The organism is Streptomyces sp. JN8 (genome assembly GCF_055808075.1).
Genome location: NZ_CM147852.1, coordinates 2710622 through 2736414 on the forward strand (window position 1 = coordinate 2710622; position 25793 = coordinate 2736414).

General features: G+C 73.8%; 18 protein-coding genes. 4 read left to right on the plus strand and 14 right to left on the minus strand.

The features are described from left to right. Window positions 1-10: 10 nt before the first annotated feature. The 10 genes from ACY0MR_RS11550 to ACY0MR_RS11595 all read right to left on the minus strand — a co-directional run bounded on the left by ACY0MR_RS11550 (window position 11) and on the right by ACY0MR_RS11595 (window position 13251). Window positions 11-2089 carry a phosphocholine-specific phospholipase C gene (locus ACY0MR_RS11550; protein ID WP_473560606.1) on the minus strand — a complete coding sequence of 693 codons (2079 nt, stop codon included), beginning with the start codon at window positions 2087-2089 and terminating at the stop codon, window positions 11-13. A gap of 566 nt (window positions 2090-2655) precedes the next feature. Further along, window positions 2656-4167, minus strand: a complete 1512-nt coding sequence (gene gatB, locus ACY0MR_RS11555) for an Asp-tRNA(Asn)/Glu-tRNA(Gln) amidotransferase subunit GatB (RefSeq protein WP_388793702.1) — start codon at window positions 4165-4167, stop codon at window positions 2656-2658. A gap of 16 nt (window positions 4168-4183) precedes the next feature. Further along, window positions 4184-4417 (minus strand): hypothetical protein, encoded by a 234-nt coding sequence (locus ACY0MR_RS11560; RefSeq protein WP_187623239.1) that lies wholly within the window; start codon window positions 4415-4417, stop codon window positions 4184-4186. 5 nt (window positions 4418-4422) lie between these two features. Next, window positions 4423-5919, minus strand: a complete 1497-nt coding sequence (gene gatA, locus ACY0MR_RS11565; RefSeq protein ID WP_361849245.1) for an Asp-tRNA(Asn)/Glu-tRNA(Gln) amidotransferase subunit GatA — start codon at window positions 5917-5919, stop codon at window positions 4423-4425. Window positions 5920-5924: 5 nt separating this feature from the next. Beyond that, window positions 5925-6221, minus strand: coding sequence for an Asp-tRNA(Asn)/Glu-tRNA(Gln) amidotransferase subunit GatC (gene gatC / locus ACY0MR_RS11570; RefSeq protein WP_015036350.1), 297 nt, complete (start codon window positions 6219-6221; stop codon window positions 5925-5927). 105 nt (window positions 6222-6326) lie between these two features. After that, window positions 6327-8441: a putative bifunctional diguanylate cyclase/phosphodiesterase gene (locus tag ACY0MR_RS11575; RefSeq protein WP_388793700.1), complete on the minus strand. Its 2115-nt coding sequence runs from the start codon at window positions 8439-8441 to the stop codon at window positions 6327-6329. 332 nt (window positions 8442-8773) lie between these two features. Further along, window positions 8774-10954 (minus strand): NAD-dependent DNA ligase LigA, encoded by a 2181-nt coding sequence (ligA, locus tag ACY0MR_RS11580; protein ID WP_388793698.1) that lies wholly within the window; start codon window positions 10952-10954, stop codon window positions 8774-8776. Window positions 10955-10986: 32 nt separating this feature from the next. Further along, on the minus strand, window positions 10987-12003 hold the full coding sequence (locus ACY0MR_RS11585) for a methionine synthase (RefSeq protein WP_473560612.1): 1017 nt from the start codon (window positions 12001-12003) through the stop codon (window positions 10987-10989). 2 nt (window positions 12004-12005) lie between these two features. Next, a complete protein-coding gene (locus ACY0MR_RS11590) occupies window positions 12006-12704 on the minus strand; it encodes an SDR family oxidoreductase (RefSeq protein WP_388793694.1) in 699 nt (232 codons plus the stop codon). A 7-nt stretch (window positions 12705-12711) separates the two neighbouring features. Next, on the minus strand, window positions 12712-13251 hold the full coding sequence (locus ACY0MR_RS11595) for an LOG family protein (RefSeq protein WP_404085624.1): 540 nt from the start codon (window positions 13249-13251) through the stop codon (window positions 12712-12714). Between the two features lie 97 nt (window positions 13252-13348). On the opposite strand from ACY0MR_RS11595, the gene ACY0MR_RS11600 reads away from it, so the two are divergent. The 3 genes from ACY0MR_RS11600 (at window position 13349) to ACY0MR_RS11610 (ending at window position 19864) form a co-directional block, all read left to right on the plus strand. Next, window positions 13349-14137 carry an alpha/beta fold hydrolase gene (locus ACY0MR_RS11600; RefSeq protein WP_473560614.1) on the plus strand — a complete coding sequence of 263 codons (789 nt, stop codon included), beginning with the start codon at window positions 13349-13351 and terminating at the stop codon, window positions 14135-14137. A gap of 208 nt (window positions 14138-14345) precedes the next feature. Next, window positions 14346-15233, plus strand: a complete 888-nt coding sequence (locus tag ACY0MR_RS11605) for a hypothetical protein (RefSeq protein ID WP_473561771.1) — start codon at window positions 14346-14348, stop codon at window positions 15231-15233. Further along, complete coding sequence (locus tag ACY0MR_RS11610) at window positions 15230-19864, plus strand: nSTAND1 domain-containing NTPase (RefSeq protein WP_473560616.1); 4635 nt, start codon at window positions 15230-15232, stop codon at window positions 19862-19864. The genes ACY0MR_RS11605 and ACY0MR_RS11610 overlap by 4 nt, the downstream gene beginning before the upstream one ends. A gap of 44 nt (window positions 19865-19908) precedes the next feature. On the opposite strand, the gene mnmA is transcribed toward ACY0MR_RS11610, so the two are convergent. Continuing rightward, on the minus strand, window positions 19909-21060 hold the full coding sequence (gene mnmA / locus ACY0MR_RS11615; RefSeq protein ID WP_388793688.1) for a tRNA 2-thiouridine(34) synthase MnmA: 1152 nt from the start codon (window positions 21058-21060) through the stop codon (window positions 19909-19911). 61 nt (window positions 21061-21121) lie between these two features. Between mnmA and ACY0MR_RS11620 the strand changes: the two genes are divergently transcribed. After that, complete coding sequence (locus ACY0MR_RS11620) at window positions 21122-21817, plus strand: N-acetylmuramoyl-L-alanine amidase (protein WP_361849293.1); 696 nt, start codon at window positions 21122-21124, stop codon at window positions 21815-21817. 287 nt (window positions 21818-22104) lie between these two features. Here ACY0MR_RS11620 and ACY0MR_RS11625 read toward each other — a convergent pair whose 3' ends face one another. The 3 genes from ACY0MR_RS11625 to ACY0MR_RS11635 form a co-directional block, all read right to left on the minus strand. Continuing rightward, on the minus strand, window positions 22105-23268 hold the full coding sequence (locus ACY0MR_RS11625) for a cysteine desulfurase family protein (protein ID WP_404085613.1): 1164 nt from the start codon (window positions 23266-23268) through the stop codon (window positions 22105-22107). Window positions 23269-23641: 373 nt separating this feature from the next. Next, complete coding sequence (locus tag ACY0MR_RS11630; protein WP_388793685.1) at window positions 23642-24526, minus strand: thioesterase family protein; 885 nt, start codon at window positions 24524-24526, stop codon at window positions 23642-23644. Between the two features lie 23 nt (window positions 24527-24549). Continuing rightward, the gene (locus tag ACY0MR_RS11635) at window positions 24550-25227 is read right to left on the minus strand and encodes a trimeric intracellular cation channel family protein (RefSeq protein ID WP_361854046.1); all 678 of its coding nucleotides are present in this window, start codon (window positions 25225-25227) and stop codon (window positions 24550-24552) included. Window positions 25228-25793 lie beyond the last annotated feature (566 nt).

The following is a 25793-nucleotide window of genomic DNA, read 5'->3' on the forward strand; positions in this document are numbered from 1 at the left end:
CCGTGGGTGCTCAGCCGGAGACGCTGGCGCGGCCGTTCTCGATGTGGCCCATGAGCCGGCGGCGGAACCCGCCGGGGGCGGTGACCTCGACGTCGTACCAGCCGTGGGCGTCGGCGGCCGAGTGCACGACGGTACGGGTCTTCCCGGGCCGCACGGTGACCGTGCGGGTCCAGTCCCCCAGGTCGTCCTCGTCCACGTACCCGAGCGGCCTCACCGTGAAGGAGACGGGCGCCGGTCCCGTGTTCCGCACCGTGAGGTGCAGGTCGCGGTCGTGGTGGTCGATCCGGGAGGCCAGCTCGGCGCCGCCGGCCGCCGGCCCCTCGAACTCGCGGCGGAAGCCGTTGGGGCCGGTGATCGTGAAGCGGTAGCGCTCGCCGGGGACGGGCACGGTCCACTCCCCCGTGCCCCTGACGTCCTGGTGCTGCGGCACGGCGAACTCGCCCGCGTAGGGGTAGAGCGCGAAGTGCGCGCTGGCCTTCCCCGTGTTGCTGAGCGCCACCCGCACGGACCCGGCCGCGGAGGTGGCGGCGGCGTCCGGCTGGTACGGGAGCGGGCGGGCCCGGCGGACCCCGGGCTCCTGGACGGGCATCCGCTGCTCGGCCGGGGGCTGGGGCCGCCAGCGGCCGCTGAAGGGCGGGACCGGGCCCGGCTGCTCGACGTCGGGCTGCCGGTGCCCGCGCCGGAAGTCGAAGGCGGAGGTGAGGTCGCCGGTCACGGTCCGGCGCCAGCGGGTGATGTTCGGCTCGCGGACGCCGGTCAGCTTCTCCAGGAAGCGGATCACCGAGGTGTGGTCGAAGGTCTCGGAGCAGACGTAGCCGCCGACCGACCAGGGGGAGACGACGAGCAGCGGGACGCGGATGCCGAGCCCGGTGGGCTGCCCCTTCCAGCGCTCGTCCGTGTCCCCGGCCGGCGGGACCGGCGGCGGGACGTGGTCGAAGAAGCCGTCGTTCTCGTCGTAGTTGATCAGGACGACGGTGTGGCGCCAGACGTCCGGGTGCGCGCCGAGGGCGTCGAGCACCTTGTAGACGAGGGACGCGGAGGCGATCGGCGAGGAGGAGCCCGGGTGCTCGGAGTCGATCGCCGACGGCACGAGGTACGAGACCTCGGGGAGGGTGCCGGCGGCGACGTCGGCGCGGAAGGCGTCGGCGAGGGTGCCGCTCTCGACCCGGCGCAGTCCGCGCTCGAAGAGGGAGCGCTCGGCCGCGGTCAGGCCCGCCACGCCCTCCTCCAGGAGCCCGAGCAGGCGGGCGCGCTCGGCGGTGTCCCCGGTGTCGCGGACGGCGGCGTAGAAGGACTCCATGAAGGTGTGTCCGCCGGTCCGGGCGAGCGCCTTGCGGGCGATCTTCTTGAAGGTGGTGAAGAACTCGATGTTGTTGTCGGTGAAGTTCTCCCACTCGGTGTACGTCTTCCAGCTGCGCCCGGCGGCTTCGAGCCGCTCGGCGTAGGTGGACCAGCCGTAGCCGGGGTGGGTGCCCTCGGCGTACGCGGCGTTGGTGACGGCCCGGCTGCCGTCGGCCTCGAAGCCGGTCCAGCCGGACCAGAGGTGGTTGCGGTTGGGGCTCGTCGAGGTGTGGACGGACGAGTGGTAGGCGTCGCAGACGGTGAACGTGTCGGCGAGCTCGTAGTGCAGCGGGATGTCCCGCCGGTCGTAGTACGCCATGGTCGCGGCGGTCTTCGCCGAGACCCAGCCGTCCATCCAGCCGTCGCGCCAGGCCTTGGCGCCGCCGCCCCAGGAGTGGTCGAGGTCTCCGATGTACTGGAGGTCCTTCTGCTGCGTTCGGGCGGCGCCGCGGATCGGGAAGGGCAGCACGGTCCGGCCGAGGGCGGCGGGCTGCTCGAACACGGGCCGGCCGGAGGGCAGCTCGACGGCGTTGCGGTCGGAGAAGCCGCGGACGCCGCGCAGGGTGCCGAAGTAGTGGTCGAAGGAACGGTTCTCCTGCATGAGGATCACCACGTGCCGGACGGCCGACAGACCACCCTGCGGCGGCCCCGCGGCGATCGCCTCGTGGAGCGAGGGCGGGAGCAGCGAGCCCGCCGCGGCGGCGCCGAGCGCACCTCCGCCCAGGGCGAGGAGCCTTCTGCGGGACATCCGGGACTTCTCGGGGGACAAGACCGACCTCCAGTCGACGGCCAATGGTTCGCCTTCGAGCCATTGGGTGGTACGCCGGGGACGGTAGTGACGCCGGGTGACGCGCGGAAGACCCGGCGGGGGCGCGGTGGTGAACGTCCAAGAGGCCGCGCCGAGAGTCCAAGCGCCGGGCCGCCGCCGGACCACGGCCGCTGTCGGAGCCGGGCAGTCGCCGGACCAGCGCCGCGGTCGGAGCCGGGCAGTCGCCGGCGCGCGGCCGTCGTCAGCACCGGCGCCCGGGCGTCGTCGGCGTACAGCCGCCCTCTGCGCCCGGTCGTCCTGGGCGCGCGGCCGTCCTCGGCGCGCGGCCGTCCTCAGCACCGGCGCCCGGCCGTCGTCGGCGGCCAGTTCCCTCAGCGCCCGGCCGTCGTCAGCGCCCAGCTCCCTCAGCGCCCGGCTGCCGTCAGCGTCCAGCTGCCCTCGGCGCCCGGCCGTCACCGACACCTGGCGTCCGGGCGTGGGACGCGGCACGGCCCCGCACCGGGACTCCGGTGCGGGGCCGTGCACAGATCCGTGCGGGCCGGAGATCAGCCCTCGCTGACGCCCAGCTTCTCCAGGATCAGGTCCTTCACGCGCGCCGCGTCCGCCTGGCCGCGGGTGGCCTTCATGACCGCGCCGACCAGGGCGCCGACCGCGGCGACCTTGCCGCCGCGGATCTTGTCGGCGATGGCCGCGTTGGCAGCGATGGCCTCCTCGACCGCCGTGCCGAGCGCGCCGTCGTCGGAGACGACCTTCAGACCGCGCTTCTCGACGACGTCGTCCGGGGTGCCCTCGCCGGCGAGGACGCCCTCGATGACCTGGCGGGCCAGCTTGTCGTTCAGGTCGCCGGCGGCGACCAGGGCCGAGACCCGGGCCACGTCCGCCGGGGTGATCGCCAGCTCCTCCAGCGACACGCCCTGCTCGTTGGCGCTGCGGGCGAGCTCGCCCATCCACCACTTGCGGGCCGAGGCCGCGTCCGCGCCCGCCTCGATCGTCGCGACGATCGGGTCGACCGCGCCCGCGTTGAGGATGGACTGCATGTCGTGCTCCGACACGCCCCACTCCTCGCGCAGCCGGTTGCGGCGCACCCGGGGCAGCTCGGGCAGCGTGCCCCGCAGCTCCTCCACCCAGGCGCGGGCCGGGGCGACGGGCACGAGGTCGGGCTCCGGGAAGTACCGGTAGTCCTCGGCGTTGTCCTTGATGCGGCCGGAGGTGGTGGAGCCGTCGTCCTCGTGGAAGTGACGGGTCTCCTGCACGATCGTGCCGCCGGAGGACAGCACCGCGGCGTGGCGCTGGATCTCGAAGCGGGCCGCGCGCTCCACCGAGCGGAGCGAGTTGACGTTCTTCGTCTCCGAGCGGGTGCCGAAGGTCTTGGTGCCGTGGGGACGCAGCGACAGGTTCACGTCGCAGCGCATCTGGCCCTTGTCCATCCGCGCCTCGGACACGTCGAGCGCGCGGATCAGCTCGCGCAGCTCGGCGACGTAGGCCTTGGCGACCTCGGGGGCCCGCTCGCCCGCGCCCTCGATCGGCTTGGTGACGATCTCGATGAGCGGGATGCCGGCCCGGTTGTAGTCGAGCAGCGAGTGGGACGCGCCGTGGATGCGGCCGGTGGCACCGCCGACGTGCAGCGACTTGCCGGTGTCCTCCTCCATGTGGGCGCGCTCGATCTCCACGCGGAAGACCTCGCCGTCCTCCAGCTGGACGTCCAGGTAGCCGTTGAAGGCGATCGGCTCGTCGTACTGGGAGGTCTGGAAGTTCTTCGGCATGTCCGGATAGAAGTAGTTCTTCCGGGCGAAGCGGCACCACTCGGCGATCTCGCAGTGCAGCGCGAGGCCGATCTTGACGGCCGACTCGACGCCGATCGCGTTCACGACGGGCAGCGAGCCGGGCAGGCCGAGGCAGGTCGGGCAGGTCTGCGAGTTGGGCTCCGCGCCCAGCTCGGTCGAGCAGCCGCAGAACATCTTCGTCTTGGTGCCGAGCTCGACATGGACCTCCAGGCCCATGACGGGGTCGTACTCGGCGAGCGCCGCTTCGTACGACAGCAGTTCAGTGACGGTCACGGTGAGACTTTCCCTCTCAGCCCAGCAGGACGTCGTCGTCGCCCAGGCGCTTCAGCTCCCGGTAGAGGATCGCCAGGCCGGTAACGATGGCGGCGGCGGACACGGCGGAGTCGATCAGCCGCAGCATGTCGTTGTCGTTGCGGGCCAGCTTGGCCTGCTTCGCGACGCTGACGGCGCCGAACGCGGTGGTCGCCAGCGAGACGTAGACGCCGGTCTTCGACTTCTTGAAGTTCTTGGCCTTCTTAGCCATGGCACTCACAGCGACGGAGCCTCCTCGAGCAGCGGGTGCCCCCACTTTTCCACGAAGGCGGCCTCGACGGCGGCGCCGACCTTGTACAGCCGGTCGTCCTTCATGGCGGGAGCGATGATCTGCAGGCCGACCGGCAGACCGTCCTCGGGCGCCAGGCCGCAGGGCAGCGACATGGCGGCGTTGCCGGCCAGGTTGGTCGGGATGGTGCACAGGTCCGCGAGGTACATCGCCATCGGGTCGTCGGCGCGCTCGCCGATCGGGAAGGCGGTGGTGGGGGTCGTCGGGGAGACGATGACGTCCACCTCCTCGAAGGCCTTCTCGAACTCGCGGGTGATGAGGGTCCGGACCTTCTGGGCCGAGCCGTAGTACGCGTCGTAGTAGCCGGAGCTGAGCGCGTACGTGCCGAGGATGATGCGGCGCTTGACCTCGTCGCCGAAGCCGGCCTCGCGGGTGAGGGCGGTGACGTCCTCGGCGGACCGCGTGCCGTCGTCGCCGACCCGGAGGCCGTAGCGCATGGCGTCGAAGCGGGCCAGGTTGGAGGAGCACTCCGACGGCGCGATCAGGTAGTACGCCGAAAGGGCGAGGTCGAACGTCGGGCAGTCCAGCTCGACGATCTCGGCGCCCAGCTCCTTGAGCAGTTCGACGGACTCGTCGAAGCGCTGGACGACGCCGGCCTGGTAGCCCTCGCCGCGGAACTGCTTGACGACGCCGACGCGCATGCCGGCCACCGAGCCGTTGCGCGCGGCCTCGACGACCTGCGGGACCGGGGCGTCGATGGAGGTCGAGTCGAGCGGGTCGTGCCCGGCGATCGCCTCGTGCAGGAGGGCCGCGTCCAGGACCGTGCGGGCGCAGGGGCCGCCCTGGTCGAGGGAGGACGAGAAGGCCACCATGCCGTAGCGGGAGACCCCGCCGTAGGTCGGCTTGACGCCGACGGTGCCGGTGACGGCGGCGGGCTGGCGGATCGAACCGCCGGTGTCCGTGCCGATGGCGAGGGGGGCCTCGTACGCGGCGAGGGCAGCGGACGAGCCGCCGCCGGAGCCGCCGGGGATCCGGGTGAGGTCCCAGGGGTTGCCGGTCGGACCGTAGGCGCTGTTCTCGGTGGAGGACCCCATGGCGAACTCGTCCATGTTGGTCTTGCCGAGGATGACGACGTCGGCGGCCTTCAGGTTCTTGACCAGGGTCGCGTCGTACGGCGGGATCCAGCCCTCGAGGATCTTCGAGCCCACGGTGGTCGGCATGCCGGCGGTGGTGAAGATGTCCTTGAGCGCGAGCGGCACACCGGCGAGCGGGCCGAGCTTCTCGCCGCGGGCCCGCTTCTCGTCGACGGCACGGGCCTGGGCGAGCGCGCCCTCGCGGTCGACGTGCAGGAAGGCGTGGACCTTCTCGTCGACGGCCTCGATGCGGGCGAGGTGGGCCTCGGTGACCTCGACGGCGGTCAGCTCGCCGGCGGCGATCCCCGCGGCGATCTCGGCCGCGGTGAGCTTGATGATGTTGTCCGTCATGACGGTTAGTCCTCCCCCAGGATCTGCGGCACCTTGAAACGCTGCTGCTCCTGGGCCGGAGCGCCGGAGAGCGCCTGCTCGGGGGTGAGCGACGGACGGACCTCGTCCGCGCGCATGACATTGGTCAGCGGCAGCGGGTGGGAGGTCGGCGGGACGTCTTGGTCGGCGACCTCGGAGACGCGGGCGACCGCGCCGATGATGTCGTCGAGCTGGCCGGCGAAGTGATCGAGTTCTTCGCCCTTCAGCTCCAGACGCGCCAGCCGTGCGAGGTGGGCGACCTCCTCGCGCGTGATGCCAGGCATGCGGATCCTCACGGGGTGAGCTTGATGGTGTGGGCCCATCCTATGGGGCCGGTGCCGCTGCCCGTGAAACGGTTTGCCCGGGGCGGCGCCCCGGGCGGACGCGGGCTACGGAACGACCTGGCCGGAGGGGTGGTCCACGGCGACCTCGGCGGCGATGTCGGCGGGTCGGCGCCAGCCGTGCTCGCCGCGGGCGAGCAGCCAGGCGGTGGCCTCGCCGGGCGGCATCGCGGCGGCGACCAGCCAGCCCTGGACGGCGTCGCAGCCCAGGTCGCGCAGGCGCTCCCAGGTCTCGTCGTCCTCGACGCCCTCGGCGACGACGAGCAGCCCGAGGGAGTGGGCGAGGTCGACGGTGCAGCGGACGATCTCGGCGTCCTCGGTGTCGACGGCGAGCCGGGCGACGAAGGAGCGGTCGATCTTCAGTTCGCTGACCGGGAGCCGGCGCAGGTGGACGAGGGAGGAGTAGCCGGTGCCGAAGTCGTCGAGGGACATCTTGACGCCGTGGCCGGTGAGGCCGTTGAGCGTGTCGGCGGCCCGCTGGGGGTCTTCCAGGAGGACGTGCTCCGTTATCTCCAGCTGGAGCGCGCCGGCCGGGACTCCGTGGCGGGCGAGCCGGGCGGCGACGGCGCCGGCGAAGCCGGGGGTGTGGACGTCGCGCGGCGAGACGTTGACGGCGACCGGTACGTCGAGCCCCTGGGCGCGCCAGCGGGCGACCTGGGCGAGGGCGGTCTCCAGGACGTACTCGGTGAGGTGGGGCATGAGTCCGGAGGACTCGGCGATGGCGATGAACTCGTCCGGCGGGACCTTGCCGCGCTCGGGGTGGACCCAGCGGACGAGGGCTTCGAGTCCGGCGACCTGGCCGTCGAAGCGGACCTTGGGCTGGTAGTGGAGTTCGACCTCGCCGGCGTCGAGCGCGCGGCGCAGGTCGCCGAGGAGGCCGAGCCGGTCGGGGGTGTTGGAGTCGCGCTTGGACTCGTAGACCTCGACGCCGGTGCGGTCCCGCTTGGCCTGGTACATGGCGACGTCGGCGCGGCGCAGCAGGCCCTCGGCGTCGAGGGCGTGGTCGGGGAAGACGGCGACGCCAGCGCTGGCCTCCAGGACGAGGGTGAGTCCGTCGAGGTCGAGCGGGGAGGAGAGTTCGGCGACGAGGTGGCGGGCGACCCGCTGGGCGCTGGTGGTGGAGTCGGCGGTGGGCAGCAGGACGGCGAACTCGTCGCCGCCGAGCCGGGCGGCCTCCGCGCCGCGGGGCAGGGCGTGACGGAGCCGGTCGGCGATCTGCAGGAGCAGCCGGTCGCCCGCGAGGTGTCCGAGAGTGTCGTTGACCGACCGGAAGCGGTCGAGGTCGATCAGTACGAGGGCGGCGCGGGCTCCTTCGCCTTCGGCCTCCTCCAGGGCGGTCCAGGCCCGTTCGAGGAGCCACTGGCGGTTGGGGAGTCCGGTGAGCGGGTCGCGCAGCTGTTCCTCGGCGCGGGCTCGGGCGATCCACAGGGTGGAGTCGAGGGCGATGAGGGGGACGGCGAAGAGGGGCAGCAGGACCGGCCGGGTGGCGGCGACGACGCAGATCAGCGGGGCGATGCCGAGCAGGGCGACGGCGACGAGGCCCTGCCTCAGGAGCGCGGTGCGGGCGACGGTGGGCAGTCCGCGGGTCTGGGGGGCCAGCGTGTACCACAGGAGGAGCCGGGTCACCACGAGGTAGGTGGCGGCGGCGAGGACGACTTCCGGGAGGTCCCCGATCGTCCAGTCGAGGGGCTGCCAGGGCCGTTCGACGGTCGGGACGTCGCCGAAGAGGGCGAGGACGAGGGCGGCGGCGGCGACCCCGAGGACGTCGGCGGCGCCGTGCAGCAGGCCCTGTCGCCAGCGGTGCCTGCGGGCGGCGCCGACCAGGGTGACCACGGTCATCGAGACGAGTCCGGCCGGCACCCAGCCGTAGAGCAGGAGGACGGCGAGGGTCAGGGCGGCGCCCGAGCCCGTGCCGCCCCACCAGCGGTCGCGGCCGAGGGCGACCAGGTGGCCGACGATGAGGCCGGTGAGGAGCGCGAGGGACCAGCCGGTGACTCCGCCGGGGAAGAGGCCGCTGCCGGCGCTCAGGCCCTGTTGGAGGCCGACGACGAGCACGACGGCGGCGATGCCCACCACGGCTGCGGGCAGCCGGGAGGTGGAGCCCGGGGACCCCGTACGGCCGTGCGGCCGTGGGACCGGGGCGGCGCTCTCGGTCGGTTCCATTCCCGTCCCTCTCACAGGCGGCGGTGCCGTCGGTGTGCGATGCGCCGCGGTCAGGCGGCTGTCCGTCGTCCGGCCGTCCGTCGTCCGGCCGCCGCCGGGCGGTCGGACGTCGTGCCACGGGGCCGTCGTCCTGGCGCCGCGACCGGCAGAACCCTCGCGCGGTCGTGCAGGACCGGGCGCACGGTCACCACATTAGGCCGCCGAGGGCGTCGACGGGCAGCGCTCTCCCTGTCTTGCCCGAATGCGACCTGGCCACCCGTAACGATCTGGTATGCGCCGAACGGGTGACCGTCGCACGGACTTCGGGCGGGTCGGGGGCGGGCCGCGGGCGGCTACTCGGCGACCGGGACGGCGGCCTCCCGAGCGGCCTCGGGTCCTTGTTCGAGCAGGATGCCGAAGCCGTCCTCGTCGAGAACCGGAACCTTCAGCTGCATGGCCTTGTCGTACTTCGAACCAGGGTTTTCGCCGACGACCACGAAGGCGGTCTTCTTCGAAACGGAACCGGTCACCTTCGCACCGAGGCTCTGGAGGGACTCTTTTGCGCCATCCCTGGTGAACTTCTCCAGGGTTCCGGTCACCACGACCGTGAGGCCCTCCAGCGGACGCGGGCCGACCTCCTCCCCCGCGCCCTCGTCCTCGAGACTGACCCCGGCGGCACGCCACTTGCGCACGATCTCGCGGTGCCACTCCTCGGCGAACCACTGCTTCACCGCGGCCGCGATGATCCCGCCGACCCCGTCGACCGCGGCCAGCTCCTCCTCGCTCGCCTGCTCGATCCGCTCCAGGGAGCGGAACTCGCGGGCCAGCGCCTCGGCCGCGACCGGCCCCACGTGCCGGATCGACAGGCCGTTGATGAAGCGGGCCAGCGGACGCGTCTTCGCCGCCGCGATGTTCTCCAGCATCGCCACGGCGTTCTTCTTCGGCTCGCCCTTCTGGTTGGCGAAGACCGTGACGATCTTCTCCTCTCCGGTCTTCGGGTCCCGCTTGGGCAGTCCGCTGTCCGGGTCCAGGACGTACGCCTTGATCGGCAGCAGCCGCTCGATCGTCAGGTCGAAGAGGTCGCCCTCGTCCACGAGCGGGGGCTCGGCGGGCTCCAGGGGGCGGGTGAGCGCCGCCGCGGCCACCGCACCGAAGTTCTCGATGTCCAGGCACTGGCGCCCGGCGAGGAAGAAGAGGCGCTCGCGCAGCTGGGCCGGGCAGGTCCGGGCGTTCGGACAGCGGAGGTCGATGTCGCCCTCCTTCATCGGCTTCAGCGGCGTCCCGCACTCCGGGCACTCGGCGGGCATCACGAACTCCCGCTCGCTGCCGTCCCGCAGGTCGGCGACCGGCCCGAGGATCTCGGGGATCACGTCTCCGGCCTTGCGCAGCACCACGGTGTCGCCGATCAGCACGCCCTTGGCCTTCACCACCTCCTGGTTGTGGAGGGTGGCGAACTCGACCTCGGAGCCGGCCACGGTCACCGGCTCGACCTGGGCGTACGGCGTGACGCGGCCGGTGCGGCCGACGCCGACCTTGATGTCGATCAGCCTGGTGTTGACCTCCTCCGGCGCGTACTTCCAGGCGATGGCCCAGCGCGGGGCGCGCGCGGTGGAGCCGAGCCTGCCCTGGAGGGGGATCTCGTCGAGCTTGACGACGACCCCGTCGATCTCGTGCTCGACGGAGTGGCGGTTCTCCCCGAAGTACGCGATGAACTCCCGCACCTCGGCGAGCGAGCCGACCACCTTGTTGTGCCGGGCGGTGGGCAGGCCCCACTCGCGCAGCAGCTCGTACGCGTGGGAGAGGCAGTCGATGTCGAAGCCCTCGCGGGCGCCGATGCCGTGCACGACCATGTGCAGCGGGCGGGAGGCGGTGACCTTCGGGTCCTTCTGGCGGAGCGAGCCCGCCGCCGCGTTCCTGGGGTTGGCGAAGGGCTTGTCGCCGGCCTCCACGAGGCGGGCGTTGAGCCCCTGGAAGTCCTCCATGGGGAAGTAGACCTCGCCGCGGATCTCCACGAGGGCCGGGACGCGGTCCCCGTGCAGCCGCTCCGGGATGTCGGCGATCGTCCGGACGTTGGGCGTGATGTCCTCGCCGGTGCGGCCGTCGCCGCGGGTGGCGGCCCGGGTGAGCCGGCCGTGCTCGTACGTCAGGTTGACCGCGAGGCCGTCGACCTTGAGCTCGCACAGGTAGTGGTAGTCGGGGCCGCCGACGTCCCGCGCGATCCGCTCGGCCCAGGCGGCCAGTTCGGCGTCGTCGAAGGCGTTGTCGAGGGAGAGCATCCGCTCGCGGTGCTCGACGGAGGTGAACTCGGTCTCGTACTGGCCCGCGACCTTCTGCGTCGGCGAGTCCGGGGTGCGCAGCTCCGGGTACTCCTCCTCCAGCGCCTCCAGGGCGCGCAGGAGCCGGTCGAAGTCGCCGTCGCTGATGACCGGCTGGTCCTTCACGTAGTACCGGAAGCGGTGCTCCTCGACCTGTTCGGCCAGGTCGGCGTGCTTCTCCCGTGCCTCGGCGGGCAGGGCCCCCTGTTCGACTGCCACCTTCGTCCGTCCTCCCGTGCCTCGAAACCCGGTCACTCTGGGTTGTCCGCGAGCGATCTCGCCGCCCGGACGCAATGGGCGAGCGCCGCGCGGGCGTAGGCGGGCGACGCGCCCGCGAGCCCGCACGTCGGGGTGACGACCACGGACTCCGCGAGAGTCCCCGGATTCAGCCCCAGCCTGCGCCACAGCGTCCTGACACCCATGACGCTACCGCCCGGGTCGGACAATGGGCCGTCGGTGGACGCCACCACACCGGCGAAGAGCCGGGTGCCGGCCTCCACGGCCTCCCCGATGGTCTCCTCGTCACGCTCGGTGAGCAGGGAGAAGTCGAACGAGACGCCCGCCGCCCCGGCCCGCCGCAGGAGCGCGAACGGCACGTCGGGGGCGCAGGAGTGGACGATCACCGGCCCGTCGTGGACGGCGAACACCTCGCGCAGCGCGCTCTCCACGACCTGCCGGTCGACGGCCCGGTGGGTGCGGTAGCCGCTGGCGGTGCGGACCTGGCCGCGCAGGACGGCCGTGAGCGAGGGCTCGTCGAGCTGGAGGACGACCCGGGCGCCCGGGATCCGCTTGCGCAGGTCCGCGAGGTGCCCGTGGAGGCCCTCGGCGAGTGAGCCGACGAGGTCGCGGCAGGCGCCGGGGTCGCCGAGCGCGGCCTCGCCGCCGCGCAGCTCCAGGGCCGCGGCGAGCGTCCAGGGGCCCACCGCCTGCACCTTGAGCGGGCCCTGGTACCCCTGGGTGAACTCCTCCAGGGCGTCCAGGTCCTCGCCCATCCAGGAGCGGGCGCGGCGGGTGTCGCGGCCGGGGCGGTCGCTGATCCGCCAGCCGCTGGGCTCCACGTGCGCGTAGAGGTCGACGAGCATCCCGACGGTCCGGCCGATCATGTCGGCGCCGGGGCCGCGGGCGGGCAGCTCCGCGAGGAACGGGAAGTCCTCGAAGGAGCCCGTGACGGTCTTGGCGGTCTCCCGGGCGTCGCCGCCCGGCATGGAGCCGACACCGGTGGCGGGTCCCCAGAGCGGGCGGTCGTCCTCGGCTTGCGTCTCGCCCATGTCTAGCGTCCCGGACGAACGGTGAGGTCGTTGATCTCCGCGTCGCGCGGGAGGTCGACGGCGGTGAGGATCGCCGTCGCGACCGACTCGGGGTCGATCCACCGCGAGGGGTCGTACTCCTTGCCCTCCTGGGAGTGGACCTTGGCCTGCATGGGGCTCGCGGTGCGGCCCGGGTAGACGGAGGTCACCCGCACGCCGTTGGCGTGCTCCTCGTGGCGCAGGGAGTCGGCGAGGGCCTTGAGGCCGTGCTTGGAGGCGGCGTACGCGCCCCACTCGGCGTGCGCGGCGAGGCCGGCGCCCGAGTTCACGAAGACGACGTGGCCCTGGGAGACCCGCAGCTGGGGCAGGAGGTGGCGGGTCAGCTCGGCGGGGGCGACCAGGTTGACGTCGAGCTGGTGGTGCCAGGTCTTGGGGGTGAGCTCCCCGATCGGCCCGAGGTCGACGACGCCCGCGATGTGCAGCAGGGTGTCCACCCGCTCCGGCATGGTCTGGTGCGAGAACGCCCAGGAGAGCCGGTCCGGGTCCGCGAGGTCTCCGACGAGCGTCCGGGCGCCGGGGAACCGGGCGGCGAGTTCCTTGGCCCGCCCCGCGTCGCGGGCGTGGAGCACGAGGTCGTCCCCGCGCGCGTGGAGGCGGCGCGCGACGGCCGCGCCGATGCCGGAACCGGCTCCGGTGATCACATGTGTAGCCATGGTCACCATGCTCGCATCAGCGGGCGGCGATGTTCTCCTCCAGGTGGGCGAGGGCCGTGGGGGCGTCGTCGGCGAAGAGGGCGAGGTCGGCGAGGGGGATCGGCAGGAAGCCCTCCTCCTCCATCCGGCGGAACTGGGTCCTCAGTCCGTCGTAGAAGCCCGCGGTGTTGAGGACGACGACCGGCTTGCGGTGCTTGCCGTGCTTCTTCAACTCCAGGATCTCGGTGGCCTCGTCGAGGGTGCCGGTGCCGCCGACCATGACGACGATCGCGTCGGACTTGGCGAGGAGCAGCGCCTTGCGCTCGGCGAGGTCGCGGGTGACGACCATCTCGTCGGCCCCCGGGCGGGCCTTGTGGGCGAGGAAGTCGACGGAGACGCCGACGAGTCGGCCGCCGGCCTCCTGGACGCCGTCGGCGACGACCTTCATCAGACCCGTGTCGGAGCCGCCCCAGACCAGGGTGTGGCCGGCCTTGCCGAGGAGGCGCGCGAAGTCGCGGGCGGGGGTCGTGTAGCGCTCGTCGAGATCGGCCGCGGAGAGGAAGACACAGATGTTCATGACCCCACCGTAGGCCCTGGCCAGGGACTTCAGAATTCCTCCGGGAAATCCCGCCGCGGGGCGATGAGTTCGGGCGGCGGCTCCGGTCTCACCTGCCATGGATGAGGTGAGCACCCCGCCGGCCGGGGTTCGGGGACGGGTCGTGTCGCGGGACGGGACGCCGATCGCGTACGAGCGGTACGGGGAGGGGCCGCCGCTGGTGCTGGTGAGCGGGGCACTGGGCACGGCGGCGGCCGAGCGGCTGCTGGGCGGGTTCCTGGCCCGGCGCTTCTCGGTCGTGGCGTACGACCGGCGGGGGCGCGGCGGCAGCGGGGACGGCGGGCCGTACGCGGTGGAGCGGGAGGTCGAGGACCTGGCCGCGGTGGTCGGGGCGGCGGGCCCGGGAGCGGCGCTGCACGGGACGGGGACCGGGGGCGCGCTGGTCCTCGCCGCGGTGGCCGCCGGACTGCCGGCCGGGGCGGTGTCGGTCTTCGAGCCGCCGTACTCCGCGGCGGCGGCCGAAAGGCGGCACCGGGTGGCGGAGCTGCTCGGCGCGGGCCGTCCGGCCGAGGCGCTCGACCTGTTCCTGGCGGAGTCGACGGTGCCGGCGGAGCTGCGGCCCGGGCTCGCGGAGCTGGCGCACACCCTGGCGTACGACGTCGCCGTCCTCGGCGACGGGACGGTCCCGGAGGGTCTCCTCGCCCGGATCCGGGCGCGCGTCCTGGTGGTGGACGGGGGCGCGAGCCCGGCGGGCACCCGGCAGGCGGCCCGCGCGGTGACGGAGTCCCTCCCCCGGGCCCGCCACCGCACCCTGACGGGCCAGACCCACGACGTGGCCCCGCACGTGCTGGCCCCGGTCCTGGAGGAGTTCCTCACGGAGGACCGGGAGCCGGCGGAGGCGGCTTAGGGCGTGGGCCGGGTCGGGACGACCGATGTCGATCGGATCTGCCGAGGATCGATCACGTACCGATTGAATGTGATCAACCGGCAGAAGCACAGCCACGCACCCCAGTCGACTGAGTACCTCACGACCGAGCTGAGTACGCGAACGGGCTGCCCCGGGAACCCACTTGGGGAGATCATGGCAGTCCGGACGACGGAGATCGGGGGCCGTGATGGCGCAAGTCGTGGTCGTGCACGGAGTGGGTCAGGAGTATCTGGGTCGCAGGACCCTCCAGGCGCCTGTCGCCGCCGCGCTCGCGGACGGCGTCGAGACGGCGGCGAACGCAGGGGACGTACCCGCGGACCGGGTGCCGGCGGTCGGGGACGTGGACGTGGCCTTCTACGGCGACGCGTTTCGCACCCCCGGCGCCAAGGCCGGACCGTCGGGCCCGCTGTCCGTGGACGACGTCACCGATCCGTACGAGCAGGAGCTGCTCCTCGCGTGGGCGGACGCGGCGGCCCGCGGGCAGGTACCGAGGACCGGCACCAAGGCGCCGACGCCTCAGGTCGTACAGCGCGCCATGAACACCCTGCTGCGCTCCCCCTTCCTTCCGGGGCCCGTGGCGGAGCGGTTCCTGCTCGGTGTCCTCCGGCAGGTCCGCCGCTACTTCGGCGAGGACGCCGTACGCGCCCGGGCGATCGAGGCGGTCACCGCCCGGGTGGGATCGGACACCACCGTGCTCGTCGGCCATTCGCTCGGTTCCGTCGTCGCGTACGAGGCCCTCTGCGCCCACCCCGAGTGGCCGGTCCGCACCCTGGTGACCCTCGGCTCCCCGCTCGGCATGCCGACACTGGTCTACGACAAGCTGCGCCCCGCCCCCCGTGCCGGCCGCGGCCACTGGCCGGCGGGCCTGACGCACTGGACGAACCTCGCCGACCGGCACGACGTGGTGGCATCCGTGAAGGAGCTCGCCGACCTGTTCCGGCCCGCCGGGGCCGCGCCGGGCGGTGTGCTGCGCGACGTACCGGTGGACAACGGGTGGAAGGTGCACGACCTTCTGCGTCATCTCACGGCGCGGGAGACGGGCGCGGCGATCGGCGAGGGGCTGCGGGCGGGGTGACGGAGGCCGTGGAGCCGAAGCGGTACGTGCTGGCCTTCGGCACCGCGCACTACACGCACGAAGAGCTGACAGAACTGCCGCAGGTCGCCGACGACCTGCCCAAGGTGCTGGGCTCGCTCAGCGGCGTCGGGTACCGACCGGTGCCCTTCTCGCCCGCGGGCAGTCTGGACCCGACCGGACCCCTGGAGGTCCTGCGACCGCTGCTGAGCTGGATCCCCGAGGGCTTCGAGGAGGACGACGCCCTCCTCGTCTACTACAGCGGCCACGGACTGGCGGACGGCCATGAGCACTTCCTGATGTGCGCGGATTCCGATCCGGGTTCGGCCGAGGTCCGGATCACCGCCCTCAGCACCCGTCAGCTCGTGGAACTACCCGCGCGCAAGGGCGTCCGGCGGATCCTGCTCGTCATCGACGCCTGCTACGCGGGCCGGGGCGCCGTGGACGCGTTCACCTGGGCCGTCGCCGCCAAGCACGCGGTCGCCCACGCGCCGAACACCGACCACCGCTTCCTGAAGTCCTTCGGCGTGCTCAGCGCGGCGCGGATCACCGAGGAGGCGCACGAGGGCGCGTTCAGCGCGGCGCTGGCCCAGGTCCTCGGCGACGAGACCTGGCTCGGCCGCCGCTCCAGCCACATCTCGCTGCCCGACCTCACCGGCGCCCTCAACGCCGAGTTCCGGCGCAGGGGCGTCGACCAGCACGCGGACTGGGCCCAGTTGTGCGACGACACCGTCCGCGGGGACACCGCCACCGGCTTCTTCCGCAACCCCTTCCACGTGCCGGAACTGGACCTGATCGACCGCGACCTCGATGTCGCCGAGCAGCGGCACTTCGTACGGCGACTCGAAGCGGCCTCCGGCTACGGGGCCGCCGAGCGGCAGCGCCGCTACAAGGACCTGGTCGAACACTTCTCACCGCGCGGCACGGGCCGGCAGACCGTCCAGGAGACGGGGCACTACTTCACAGGCCGGCTCCGCGTGCTGACCCGGCTGGCCGGCTGGCTACGGGGCGAAACCAACGACGACGTACGCGTGTTCGTCGTGACCGGCCCCCCGGGCGTGGGCAAGTCAGCGGTGCTGGGCCGGCTCGTCGCGCTTGCCGACGACGACGCGCGCGGCGGCGTCCCCACCCACACCGTCACCCCCGACACGGCGCCACCCTCCGGATCGGTCACCGTCGCCCTGCACGCACGCGCGCTGTCGCTCCCGCAGGTCGTCTCCGCGCTCGCCGCCGCGTTCGGATGCCCGGAGCCCACCGAGACGGCACTGCGCACCCGTCTCACAGAGCTCGACGCCCCGGCCACCGTCGTCGTCGACGCCCTCGACGAATCGGGCGTCGCCCACGACGAGGAGCGCCGCATCGCCCGCTTCCTCGCCGAAACGGCCGCCTCAGCGCCCCGGCTGCGCCTCCTCGTGGGCACCCGCCCCCATCTCGCCGGCGCGGTCGCGGACGGCGCCCCGTACACCCGGGTCGTCGACCTCTCGTCCCGCGACTGGACAGAGCCCGACGACCTCGTGCGGTACGCCGCAAGCGTCCTCAGGTCACCCCTCGGTCCCGACAGCGGCACCGGCGTACCGGACGCGGTCATCGGCTCCGCCGCGGCAGAGATCGCGCGGGCCTCCGACCCGATCTACCTCGTGGCGCGGCTGATGGCGCGCTCGGTCGCCGCCTCCGGACTGCTGCAGTCCCGAAAGCCGCTGGCGCTGCCCGTCCGCGACCCGGCGGCGGACCCGGCGGCCCAGGTCGGCCGCGCCTTCCGGTGGGCGTTGGCGCAGCAGCTGACCCCGACGGAGGTCGCCGAGGTCAGCAGGCTCCTGCTGCCGCTGGCGTACGCGGAGGGCCACGGCATGCCCCTCGCCCCGATCTGGGCGGCGCTCGCAGACGGGCCCTCGCGGACAGGTGCGACGGCGGAACGGCTGACGCTGCTGCTGAGCCACGAGGCGGTCGGTCCCTACCTCGTCGAGGCCCTCGACGAGGACGACCGGTCGGTGTACCGGCTCTACCACCAGGCGCTCGCCGACGAGCTGCGCCGCCACGACGCACCTCCGGACGCCGAGACGCAGTGGTACGAACGGCTCCGGGGCACGGTGCCGCGCGCCGCGGACGGCACGGTGCTCTGGCAGGCGGCCGACCCGTACGTCCTGCGCCATCTACCGGCGAAGGCCGCGGCGGCCGACCGGCTCGACGAGCTGGTCACGGACGCGGAGTTCCTCGTGCACGCCGACCCCTCCGGACTCGCCCCCTGGCTGCACGGCTTGCGGACCGAACAGGCACGCTTGGCGGCCGCCGTCTACCGGGCCCACGTGGACCTGCACCGGGGCATGAACCGGGACGAACGCCGTCACGTTCTGGCGTGCGATGCAGCCAGGTATCGCCATACCGCCCTGCTCCGGGCACTGAACTCGGCTGGCCGGTTGAGCCGTTGGCGACCCCACTGGGCCGCCGCGGGCAGTGGGTCGACCACACTCTCCGTCCAGCGCCTGGCAGACGCCCAGGGGCCCGTCGTGTCGGCCGCGTTCGTCACGTCGGCGGGGCCGGGCACCGTCGTCACGCTCGGCAGCGGCGTCCTCCAGGGCTGGTCGCTCGCGACGGGGCGGGAGTCCGGGCTGCCGGGCGCGGTCGCCGAATCACGGGCGGCCACCGCCCTCGCCTCGACTTCCTCGGGCGGACACAACCTGCTCGTCACGGGTACGGAGACCGGTGACCTCCACTTCCACGACCTGACCACCGGCAAGACCCTTCCGGCCGGCCGCGTGGCGGAGGCGGTCCCCGGGGCCGCACGGGGACCCGCTGGGGGCGAGCGCGTCGACGCGCTCGTCACCCTCGAACTCGACGGCCGGAAGGCCGTCGCGAGCGTGTCGGCCGACGGAGAGCTGCGCGCGTGGGACACCGCCGACAGGAGGGCACTGCCCTACCGGGCCGGGCTGCCGGACGGCTGCACGGGCGGGCTGGCGACCGTCACCGTGGACCAGGACCCCGAGGCGGAGGACCCCGTCCTCCGCAGGGGCCGGGACCTGGTCGTGGCCGGTGGCCCGCAGGGCGTCCTGTACGTCTGGGACCCCCTGCACGGAAGACTCACGGCGACCGCGGCAGACCCGGCCCGCCCGGCACTCGACGCGGTCGGCTGCACGCTGCTCCACTCCGTCCCCGTCGCCGTGACAGCCGACCGCGGGGCCGTCCGCATCTGGTCGCTGCGCCGGCCGCGGGCTCCCCGGGAGGTCGGCATCGTGCCGCTGCGGTCCTCGGCGGTCGCGGTGTCCTGCACCACCCTGGGCAGCCGCCCCACGGCGGTCCTGGCCTGCGCGGACGGAACCGTTCATCTCCTCGATCTGGAGAGCCGCCGTCTCACCGGCTCATCGACCGCCGCGAGGCCGGCCCCGAGGTCCGCCGGACCCGACCCGGCGCCACCGTTCACGGCCCTGCGGACCCACGCATCGTCAGACGGTGCCGTCACCGCCGTCCTCGGGGGGTCCGACGGGTCCGTGCACGTGTGCGACGTGACGGCCCCGCCCGGCGCGCCCAGCGCCGGCCACACCCGGCCCGTGACGGCAGTCGCCTGCGTCACGGGCGGATCCCGGCCCCCGTACGTGGTGACCGCAAGCACCGACACGACGGTGCGCATCCGCCGGATGGACACCGGGGTCAACGCCCTGCCCCCGCTGACCGACGCGGTGTCCGCCTTCACCGGTGTCGTCGCGACCTCCGTCGACGGGCGGCTGCTCGCGCTGACCCGGGCCGCGAACCGCCCGGCGGAGGTGTGGGACCTGGTCGACGGTCTGCCGATGGACCGGCAGTCGCCCCGTTGGCCCGTGGCGGAGGCGATCGGACACCACGGGGGCCGCCCCGTCGCCGTCACGGCCGATCGCACCCACCACCTGGACGTGTGGGATCCGGTCAGCGGGATGTCGGTGCTCCGGCTGGAACAGGGACCCGCTCCGATCCCCGTGACGGCTCTCGCGTGCGCGCCCGAAGGCGGGGGGCTCGCCGTGGTCGCGGCACGGGCGAACGGCTCGGTGACGATGTGGCCCGACCCCGCCGACGGGCGACGTCATGAGCTGCGGGCCGGCTGGGAGGCGGTCGCCGTGGTGTGCGTGCGTGCGGAGGGGCGCCCAGTGGCCATCGTCGCCTGCGACGACGCGGCGATCCGGGCTTGGGACGGCACCTCCGCGGTCACCGTGGCCCGCTGGCAGCCGGGCAACCCGGCAGAGCCCGCCGCGGCGGTGTTTCAGGGGGGCCTGCTGAGCCGAACCGTCGTGCTCGCAGGCGGCGTCGCCGACGGCCGGCTGCTGCTCGCGGTGGGGGACGGCTCGGGGCGGGTGACGGTGTGGGCGACACACGCCGGTACCTGGCCGCCGCCCGCGTGCGGCGAGCCCGCCGACTCGTTCACCATGCCCGGCGGCGTACCGGTCACCGCGCTGGAGTTCGCCGCCGACGGGCGTCTCGTGGTCTGCGCGGAGACGGACGTCCACGTCTTCGGCCCCTCGCCGGCAACCGAACCACCCGACGACCCGAAGAAGGCCACGCGCCCCTTCCCGGCACCTCGGACGACCAGCTCCGGGAACAGCCAGGACCGATCGCCGGCCGCCGCCGGACGGGACCTTCCGGGGCGGACCCGGAACGGCTTCGGACGGTAGCGCCCGGGCCGCACGCGGGCCGGCCTCGGCGCGCCGCCCCCGGCCTAGGCCGGTGTCGCCGTCGGTTCCGGGGTGCGGCGGGTCGTCGTCGCGATCGTGGCCGAGCCGACCACGCGGGTGTCGTCGTAGAGGACGATTGCCTGTCCCGGGGCGACCCCGCGGACCGGCTCGTCGAAGGCGACCGTCAGTTCGCCGTCCGTCAGGGAGGCCGTCACCGCCGTTTCGCCGCCGTGGGCGCGGAGCTGGGCCGTGTAGCGGCCCTCGCCCTCGGGTGCGGTGCCGCACCAGCGGGGCTTGATCGCCGTCAGGGCCGTGACGTCCAGGGCCTCGACCGGGCCGACCGTGACCGTGTTGTTCACCGGCGAGATGTCCAGCACGTAGCGCGGCTTGCCGTCCGCGGCCGGGTGGCCGATCCGCAGGCCCTTGCGCTGGCCGATGGTGAAGCCGTACGCGCCCTCGTGGCTGCCGACCTTCGTACCGGACTCGTCGACGATGTCGCCCTCCGCCTTGCCCAGGCGGGAGGCGAGGAAGCCCTGGGTGTCGCCGTCGGCGATGAAGCAGATGTCGTGGCTGTCGGGCTTCTTCGCGACGGCGAGGCCGCGCCGCTCCGCCTCCGCCCGGATCTCGTCCTTGGTGGTGAGGGTGTCGCCCAGCGGGAACATCGCGTGCGCCAGCTGCTTCTCGTCGAGGACGCCGAGCACGTACGACTGGTCCTTCGCCATGTCGGAGGCGCGGTGCAGCTCGCGGGTGCCGTCCTCGTTCAGGACGACGGTCGCGTAGTGACCGGTGCAGACGGCGTCGAAGCCGAGGGCGAGCGCCTTGTCGAGCAGCGCCGCGAACTTGATCTTCTCGTTGCAGCGCAGGCACGGGTTGGGGGTGCGGCCCGCCTCGTACTCCGCGACGAAGTCGTCCACGACGTCCTCGCGGAAGCGCTCGGCGAGGTCCCACACGTAGAACGGGATGCCGATGACGTCGGCCGCCCTGCGTGCGTCGCGGGAGTCCTCGATCGTGCAGCAGCCGCGGGCTCCCGTGCGGAAGGACTGCGGGTTCGCGGAGAGGGCGAGGTGCACGCCGGTGACGTCGTGGCCGGCCTCGGCGGCACGGGCCGCGGCGACGGCGGAGTCCACTCCGCCGGACATGGCGGCGAGTACCCGGAGGGGGCGGGTGCGGGGGTGCGGGGGCGGAGTCTGAGTCATAGCCCTACCAGGGTACGGGGCACCGGGAACCGCGGTCGCGGTAGTAAGCGTTCTCGGAGGCATGGGGAGCGAGACGAGTGGTGCGGGCAGGTCCGGCGGTTCCGGCGAGGACTCCGGTTCCGGCCGACGGGTGGGGCGGCGCGCGGTGCTGCTGGGCGGCGGGGTCGCCGTCCTGGGGACGGCGGTGCTGGCGCGGGACGAGCTGGCGCGCGCCTGGTGGCGGCTGCCGGGCATGGAGAAGAAGCGGGTCGAGGGCGAGCTCGACCACCGGGCGGCCGAGTGGACCTCGGCGTCGCGGGCGAACTGGCGGCGGGCCGACCGGCCGGACGACTACCGGATCGACCGGATCGTGATCCACGTCGTCCAGGGCAGCTACGCGACCGCCCTGAAGGTCTTCAAGGACCCCGGACACGGGGCCGCCGCGCACTACGTGGTCCGCAAGGACGGGCACGTGGCACAGATGATCAGGGAGCTGGACGTCGCGTTCCACGCCGGGAATCGGGACATGAACGAGCGGAGCATCGGCATCGAGCACGAGGGCTTCGTCGACCGGCCGCAGGACTTCACGGCGGCGATGTACGCGGGGTCGGCGCGGCTGGCGGCGGACATATGCGCCCGGTACGGCATCCCGGTGGACCGGGAGCACATCATCGGGCACGTCGAGGTCGAGGGCACCGACCACACCGACCCCGGCCCGCACTGGGACTGGGACCGCTATCTGAAGCTGGTGCGGGAGGCGTCCAAGGCACGCGTCTGAGGCGGAGGCGTCTGGGCATGCGGCTGCGGCGGAAGCGTCCGGGGTGCGCGGCTTAGGCGGAAGCGCCTGGGGCTCGCGCCCGGGGCCCACGCCTGAGGCGGAAGCGCCTGGGCGTGTGTCCGAGGCGGAGGCGTTCGCCGTGCGCTTCTGAGGCGGGTGCGAGCGTGCCCCGGCTGCTCGGGCCGGTCAGGGGCCCCGGGGCGTCGTCCCTGGTCCCGGGCCCGCGGCTCGGGCCGGCGGGCCCGCCGGGGCGCGTCCCGCGGCGTGGGCCCGGGCGGGGCCTCGGGTCAGCTCAGGCCCGCCGACCTGGCCCGTTCCACCGCGGGGCCGATGGCGTCCGCGACGGCCGCGACGTCCTCCTTGGTGGACGTGTGCCCGAAGGAGAAGCGCAGGGTGCCGCGGGCCAGGTCCGGGTCGGTGCCGGTGGCCAGGAGGACGTGGCTCGGCTGGGCGATGCCCGCGGTGCACGCGGAGCCGGTGGAGCAGGCGATCCCGGCCGCGTCGAGCAGCAGGAGCAGCGAGTCGCCCTCGCAGCCCGGGAAGGTGAAGTGCGCGTTGGCGGGCAGCCGCTCGACGGGGTCGCCGCCGAGGATCACGTCGGGGACGAGCGCGGTGACCGCGGCGACCAGTTCGTCGCGCAGCGCGCCGATCTCCCGGGCGAACTCCTCGCGCCGCTCGGTGGCGAGCCGGGCGGCGACCGCGAAGGCGGCGACGGCCGGCACGTCGAGGGTGCCGGAGCGGACGTGCCGCTCCTGGCCGCCGCCGTGCAACACGGGCACGGGGGTGTGCTCGCGGCCGAGGAGCAGGGCTCCGATGCCGTAGGGGCCGCCGATCTTGTGACCGGAGACGGTCATCGCGGCGAGTCCCGACGCGGCGAAGTCGACCTCGGTCTGGCCGACGGCCTGGACGGCGTCGGCGTGCAGCGGCACCCCGAACTCGGCCGCGACATCGGCCAGTTCGCGTACCGGCATGACGGTGCCGATCTCGTTGTTGGCCCACATGACGGTGGCGAGCGCGACCGATGCGGGGTCGCGGGCGATCGCCTCGCGCAGGGCTTCGGGGTGCACGCGGCCGTACCGGTCGACCGGCAGGTACTCGACGTCGGCGCCCTCGTGGGCGGCGAGCCAGTCGACGGCGTCGAGCACGGCGTGGTGCTCGACCGGGCTGGCCAGGACGCGGGTCCGGCGCGGGTCGGCGTCGCGGCGGGACCAGTAGAGGCCCTTCACGGCGAGGTTGTCGGCCTCGGTGCCGCCGGACGTGAAGACGACCTCGCTCGGCCGCGCGCCGAGGGCGGCGGCGAGGGTCTCGCGCCCCTCCTCGACGGTCCGCCGGGCCCGCCGTCCGGCGGCATGGAGGGAGGAGGCGTTGCCCGTGACGGCGAGCTGGGCGGTCATCGCCTCGATCGCCTCGGGCAGCATGGGCGTGGTCGCGGCGTGGTCGAGGTAAGCCATGGTGGATCGATTCTACGAGCCCGTGCCCGCTGCCCCGGCGGGTGGCCGGTTTACGCCGCCGGGCACGGTGGCCGGCGGGGCGCCGCCCGGGCGCAGCAGGGCGCGGTAGAGGCCGGCGTGCGGGGCTGCCCTCCACGCGGCCGACGTTACGGCTGCCCCGCCGGAGACCCGGACGCGGCCGGCCGTACGGCTGCCTTGCCGGGGGCCTCGACGCGGCCGGCGGTACGGCGGCGTGCCGGGGGCCCGGACGCGGCCGGTCGGTCGCGTCCGGGACCGGCTTCGCCGGCTCCGGGCCGTACGCGCTCCGGGGTGTGCGGGCCCCGGGCGTACGGCCCCTGTCGTGTTCCGGCCCGGGGTCGGGGCCGGAACGGCGTCAGGCGCGCGGGGCGCGGGCCAGCTGACGGGACTGCGCGACCAGGCGGTCGGCGCTGTCCCAGACCTCCGCGTCCTCCTCCAGGAAGCCTCCGGCGAGGTTGCGGGTGGTGATGGAGACCCGCAGCGGGCCCGGGGCGGGGCGGCAGCGGATGTGGGTGGTCAGCTCGACGGTCGGGGTCCAGCCCTTCAGCCCCAGCTCGAAAGAGGTCGGCGGCAGCGCGTCGACCGTCAGGAGCAGCGACAGGGCGTCCGGCTCGCGGCCGTCCGCGAGGCCGAACCAGGCCCGCATCTCGCCCTTCCCGGAGGGCGCGCCGATCGCCCAGCCGACGCAGGCCGGGTCGAGCCGCAGGTCGAGCCGGTCGGCGATCGCCGAGGAGCCGGGGATGGCCGGGGTGGGTCCGTCGGCGGCGCTGAAGCAGTTCTCGACGGCCGCCATCGCGGGGAGTGCCGCGGTGGTGCGGACCTCGTCGGAGAGGGTGTCCAGGTCGCCGTAGGAGGCGAGGACCCGGATGCGCTCGACCTCGGTGCCGTCCTCGGCGTACTGGAAGAGGGAGGCCTGGCCGGTGGAGAGCGTGCGGCCGGTGCGGACGGTCTCCGTCCTGATCACCGCGGGGCCCGGCACGGACGGCGTGAGGTAGTGCGCCGAGATCGTGAACGGGTCGGGGTGCGGGAGGTGGTCGCCGAGGGCGCGGCCGAGCAGAGCGAGGAGGTAGCCGCCGTTGACCGCGTGGATGATGGTCCAGCCCGCGGAGAGTTCGGCGTCGTAGACGCCGGGCTCCCGGAGGACGACGGCGGTGTCGCGGTCGAACTCGTACGTGCGCTCGTCCTCGCGCCCGCCGTCGTGCCCGCTCGTGGTGGCGGGGGTCTCGATGCTCGTGCTCATGCCTCCGACGGTACCCCAGGTAGCTACTGAGCGGTAGCTTTTTCCGGTTCCTCGCGTGCGGAGGACCTGCGGTGCCAGGCCCGGGGCGCGCGCCAGTGGTAGCGCATCGCGAGCAGGCGGAGCAGGAAGGCGGTGAGGACGGCGGCGCCGCTGGTCCAGGCGTTGAGCAGGTCGAAGCGGATGCAGAGCGCGACCATCGCGGCGCCGACGATCGCGGGGACGGCGTACAGGTCACGGTCCCAGCGCAGCAGTGACGGCACCTCGTTGGCGAGCACGTCGCGCAGGACACCGCCGCCGACGGCCGTCGCGAGACCCAGCGCGGCGGAGGAGGTGAGGCCGAGGCCGTAGTCGTACGCCTTCGTCGTACCGGTCACGCAGAACAGGCCGAGGCCGGCGGCGTCGAAGACGTTCACCGCGTTCTGGGTGCGCTCGACCTCGGGGTGGAGGAAGAAGACGAGGCCCGCGGCGATCAGCGGCATGAGGAAGTAGCCGAGATCGGTGAAGGCGGCGGGCGGTACGGCGCCGATGACCAGGTCGCGGAAGAGGCCGCCGCCGAGGGCGGTGACCTCGGCGAGCACGGCGATGCCGAAGACGTCGAAGTTCTTGCGGACGGCGAGGAGGGCGCCGGAGATGGCGAAGACGAAGATGCCGACGAGGTCGAGGGCGTGTTGGACGGAGGGGGTGAACAGGTCGTGGAGCACCGGCCCATTGTCCCGGTACTTCCCACTGGCCCCGTCCCACACCACGGGCTCCCGTCCGGGGGCGTGTCCCTGGGTACGGGGCCGGGTCCCGTTCCCGGTGCGGGGCCGGGCCGCCGGGCTCCGGGCGCAGAGCCGCGGGGCGGCGGGCGGCGGGCGGCGGGCGGCGGGCGGCGGGATGTCGCGCCGCCACCGGGTACGGCGGGGGACTTCCCCACCCCGCCCCTTCCCGAAACCCTGACGGGACCGGGGGCTCCGCCCCCGAACCCCCGACGCCGGCGGCCCCGCGGACGCGCCTCGCCCGGCGGGGCGGGAGGCGGCGGAAGCCGGCCCGACCCCCGTAGGACCCCGGTCCGGGGACCGGCGCCCGGCGTTCCGCAGCGGTCCCGCCGCGCGGGTCCCCAAACGCGCGGGTCCCCGTACACGCGGGTCCCGTACACGCGGGTCCCCGGACGCCCGGGTCGCCGGACGCGCGGGTCCCCAAACACGCGGGTCCCCGTACACGCGGGTCCCGTACACGCGGGTCCCCGGACGCCCGGGTCGCCGGACGCGCGGGTCCCCAAACACGC

What these genes read in the sequence shown, in the direction of transcription:
- ACY0MR_RS11550 (WP_473560606.1), bottom strand. Translation starts at nt 2,089, where the DNA reads ATGTCCCGCAGAAGGCTCCTCGCCCTGGGCGGAGGTGCGCTCGGCGCC.
- ACY0MR_RS11560 (WP_187623239.1), bottom strand. Translation starts at nt 4,417, where the DNA reads ATGGCTAAGAAGGCCAAGAACTTCAAGAAGTCGAAGACCGGCGTCTAC.
- gatA (WP_361849245.1), bottom strand. Translation starts at nt 5,919, where the DNA reads ATGACGGACAACATCATCAAGCTCACCGCGGCCGAGATCGCCGCGGGG.
- gatC (WP_015036350.1), bottom strand. Translation starts at nt 6,221, where the DNA reads ATGCCTGGCATCACGCGCGAGGAGGTCGCCCACCTCGCACGGCTGGCG.
- ACY0MR_RS11575 (WP_388793700.1), bottom strand. Translation starts at nt 8,441, where the DNA reads ATGGAACCGACCGAGAGCGCCGCCCCGGTCCCACGGCCGCACGGCCGT.
- ACY0MR_RS11585 (WP_473560612.1), bottom strand. Translation starts at nt 12,003, where the DNA reads ATGGGCGAGACGCAAGCCGAGGACGACCGCCCGCTCTGGGGACCCGCC.
- ACY0MR_RS11590 (WP_388793694.1), bottom strand. Translation starts at nt 12,704, where the DNA reads ATGGTGACCATGGCTACACATGTGATCACCGGAGCCGGTTCCGGCATC.
- ACY0MR_RS11595 (WP_404085624.1), bottom strand. Translation starts at nt 13,251, where the DNA reads ATGAACATCTGTGTCTTCCTCTCCGCGGCCGATCTCGACGAGCGCTAC.
- ACY0MR_RS11600 (WP_473560614.1), top strand. Translation starts at nt 13,349, where the DNA reads ATGGATGAGGTGAGCACCCCGCCGGCCGGGGTTCGGGGACGGGTCGTG.
- ACY0MR_RS11605 (WP_473561771.1), top strand. Translation starts at nt 14,346, where the DNA reads ATGGCGCAAGTCGTGGTCGTGCACGGAGTGGGTCAGGAGTATCTGGGT.
- mnmA (WP_388793688.1), bottom strand. Translation starts at nt 21,060, where the DNA reads ATGACTCAGACTCCGCCCCCGCACCCCCGCACCCGCCCCCTCCGGGTA.
- ACY0MR_RS11620 (WP_361849293.1), top strand. Translation starts at nt 21,122, where the DNA reads ATGGGGAGCGAGACGAGTGGTGCGGGCAGGTCCGGCGGTTCCGGCGAG.
- ACY0MR_RS11625 (WP_404085613.1), bottom strand. Translation starts at nt 23,268, where the DNA reads ATGGCTTACCTCGACCACGCCGCGACCACGCCCATGCTGCCCGAGGCG.
- ACY0MR_RS11630 (WP_388793685.1), bottom strand. Translation starts at nt 24,526, where the DNA reads ATGAGCACGAGCATCGAGACCCCCGCCACCACGAGCGGGCACGACGGC.